Here is a 3,425-nt window from a genome sequence, read left to right on the forward strand (position 1 = left end):
GGCGATCACGCTCGCGACCGTGTTCATCAACTCGCCCGTGTTGTAGTGGGTCCGCACCGGCAGGCCGAGGAAGTGGGCGAACTCGCCCAGCATCAGCTTCGGGGTGCAGGACGGCGGTACCGACACGTAGATCACCGGGATCGATCCGGACCCGGCGCCGCCGATATCGCGGCGGCGGCGCTCGAACCGGCGGGCGATGTGGGCGACGGTCGTGGTCTTCCCGATGTTCGGTTCGCCCGACACGATCACGCCGAGTTTTCCGTGCGACTTGTACGTGTTCAACATCAGGCGGCGGCGGATCTCGGCCTCGATCGCCGCGAACTGACCGGTCGCGACCACCGACCCGCGCACCACGAACCGCTTCCGCGCCTCGTGGTGCAACGCCCGATCCGCCGGCGACATCGCCTCCAACTCCTCGCGGGTGACGGGGATTGGCTGGTCGACGGTCTCGCTCACGAACGCGGACCACCCCTCCCTCGTGTTGATCGCTTGGGTCATGTCAACCGCTCCCACACCCCGTCATCATCGTCGAGGAGCGCGAACCCGCCGCCGCGCTCCCAGATCACCTCGTCGTCGTCCGGTTCAGTGGGCGTGGACTCTCTGGCGATCACTTTCGAGACGCCGGTAAGATGCATGGGGTCACGGTCGACTTCCGCGGCGCGCACCGCACGATTGCGTTCCTTGCCCGGTCGCACCCATTGCGCGCGCTTCATCCGGTCGGCGAGGTACGCGGCGTCATCGCGCGCCGCAGCATCCGATGCGTCGTCGACGTCGTGGGCGGCGTGCCAGATCTCCCCACCCATGGGCTCGTCGAGGAGGTCGGGAAGGCAGCGGAACGGGACGAACTCGTCGCCGTGCTCCACCCACACGAACAGCGGATTGTGAGGGTCGTAGCGGATGACGCAGGGTCGGGTCGCGCCTTCGCCGTCGGCATCTGCTGCGCGGAGGTCGGGGAGTCGGTTGGAACGGTAGACCCGTCGCCGATGGTTGATGCCGTAGTCCTGCAGGGTGCAGGTCGCGGCGGGAAGAAACCCGATGAACTCGTCGACCCCGAAGGGGACGTGCAGTTCGGGTGCGATGCGCCGATACGCACGGAACATCTCGTTCGGTGTCAGCGCTCGACCTGGGAGGAGCGGGTCGGACAGTCCGGCATGTGGCCGGTTCTGCCACTCGATCGCAATCCAGTCCTCGAGGAGTTCCTGCAACTGGTTGAGTGCGAGCGCACGGTCGGTCGGCTCGTCACGCCCGCGGCGCTCGATGCTGCCGCCGGTGAACCCCTCGAGGTACTGCACGAAGCTGTCCTTGATGGCATTGAACCCGGATTCGACATGAGGCTTATCTGTACCGGTCTCGTGGGACGCGCGAATGAGCGAGATCCCGGCGCGCTCACATCCGCGTCGGAACGCCTCGGACCGGTAGATCTTGCCATTGTCGGTCGTGATCGTCTCGGGGAAGATGTATGGCTGCGCCAATCGATGCCGATCGAGTCGCTCCTGATCGATCATGAACTGCCCCGCCCAGGTCGCCGCGACCCGCTCCCGCTGCTCCCGCGCACCCGGAGGTCGAAGACCGTAGGGCGTGAGCGCCCGGGCGAGCACCCCAGCGAGGTCCGCTGAGTTCGTCGCAACCGCACGCACAACCCCCGCCAGGATCGAACGACACGAGACATCGTGGATCACGGTCAGCTCGGCACGGTTGAGACGACCGTCCAGCAACCGGGAAGGCACGTCGATGACCGTGGAATCGATCTGCACGTGCTCGCCCGGGCGCAGCGAGCCATGCACCCCGAACGCCCTCGACGGCTTGTTCGCCGATGTTTGACGCGACTTCGCTGATCCGTTGAGCTTCCGGGCAGTCGGATGCGCAGCGACCATCCGGTACAGGGTCCGTTCGCTGGGAAGGTCGATAGCGTCGCCGTAGTCCTCTTCCAGCATCCACCTCAGCCGGTCAAGCGTGCGACTCGTCGTGCCGGAGGATCGCGAGGTCCCGCCCGCGCCGAGCTCACTCAACGCTGCGCCGATTCGAGGGTCGATGTCCCGCTTCCCCCGGTTCAGGTACCGCTTGTCCACCAGCCCCAGCACGCCCTCAGCGCAATACCCGCGGAACTTTCGGCGCACCGTCTCCAGCGACCTCACCGACGTCAACTTCGACATCGCCGTACGCACGTCCTCGAAGTAGAACTTCGCGGACTCTCCCCGGTCCACTGCGGCCTTGACCACCGCGAGCTGCTCGGCCCACGCATCGACGATGCGGCGCTCCTCCTCAGGAAGCCCGTCAAGGACATGCGCCGCCGCACCTGTCGCCGACTCGACACGCTCCACATGCCAAGTCACGTTCGACAACCGAACCAGCTCATCGGCGTCAACGACGCGTGTGAAGTCCGCATCCAACGAACGAAGCGTCACGTGCCGGTAGTCGGCCGCGATGATGATGAACTGCTCGTCGTCCCAGGTCAGCGTCGCACCGATGCCGACCCGCATGATCACGCCGCCTTCGCGACCGTCGACAGCGACAAGTGTCGCGACGAATCGAACACCAGATCCCGCCACCACAGCGCCGAATAGACAGCACCAAGCGGCTGAGGCGACACCCGCTCCAGCAGACCCGCCCACTCCGACAATCTCGTGGACTCCCCCGCGTGGGCGCGCAGAACCTCGACCGCCGCCTGGTCACGCCACCGGTCGTACCGATATCCCGACAAGAACCGGAGGTTACGGCCCTCGCTCTCGCTGATGTCGCGAACGACGAAGTAGTCCCAACCCCGCTCTCCGCAGAACACCGCCGTCCAATCGAACGCGCACACATCCTTCGGCTTGATGCGCGCCTGGGGCTTCACGTCGATCACCGCCGCCGATCCATCACGGAATCGAACGAAGAAATCGGGCGCGTGACGGCGAGCCGTCCCAGCCCAGTAGATCCACATCGGCTGCGAGGAGATCGCCGCAACAAACGGGTCACGATCCAGCTGCATCAGCGCGACCCGCTCATACAGCGACTCGAACCAGACGTGCCGACCCGTCGTCGCCGCCCAGTACTGGCCCGTGTAGTTCGTCTTGTGCTTCCACGACTTCGGAACCCGCACCCGGTCTACGCGCTCGAAAGCGACACCCGCAGCGTCAGCAGCATCACGACGATGATCCACGCCACCAAGGATGTACTCGATCTGCGCCTGCGGCACGTGCGTTTCGCCGGACGGTTCCCATCGCTTCAACGTCATCCGCACTCCGATCTCGACGAGATATTCAGTTGGAGTGACCCCTGACGCCGTCAGCGTACGACTCCCGCGCGCCCTCAAGACCGAGACACGCCCACCATCCCCTACCGTGCGGGGCGCCGAAACCACAGATGAGTTGGCAGAAACTACAGGTCGTCTGTCACAACCACAGAATCGATGGCAGAAACTACAGATGTGTTGTCATCGGACA

Annotated in this window: 3 protein-coding genes; all 3 read right to left on the reverse strand. The window is 65.3% G+C overall.

Annotated elements, in window-relative coordinates; all coding sequences use genetic code 11:
* A partial coding sequence (locus ACK5KK_RS08615) for an AAA family ATPase (RefSeq protein WP_416889678.1) occupies positions 1–498 on the reverse strand: 498 nt, incomplete at its 3' end.
* A complete protein-coding gene (locus ACK5KK_RS08620) occupies positions 495–2,486 on the reverse strand; it encodes a hypothetical protein (protein WP_416889679.1) in 1,992 nt (663 codons plus the stop codon). The genes ACK5KK_RS08615 and ACK5KK_RS08620, both read right to left, overlap by 4 nt.
* Entirely contained in the window at positions 2,483–3,217 is a 735-nt protein-coding gene (locus tag ACK5KK_RS08625; protein WP_416889680.1) for a TnsA-like heteromeric transposase endonuclease subunit, read from the reverse strand. Before ACK5KK_RS08625 ends, ACK5KK_RS08620 begins: the two co-directional genes overlap by 4 nt.
* Positions 3,218–3,425: the final 208 nt, after the last annotated feature.

Source organism: Microbacterium sp. (assembly GCF_047972865.1).
Classification (GTDB): Bacteria; Actinomycetota; Actinomycetes; order Actinomycetales; family Microbacteriaceae; genus Microbacterium.

Excerpts from the sequence above, each read along its gene's own strand:
- ACK5KK_RS08625 (WP_416889680.1), bottom strand. The coding sequence starts at position 3,217 with ATGACGTTGAAGCGATGGGAACCGTCCGGCGAAACGCACGTGCCGCAG.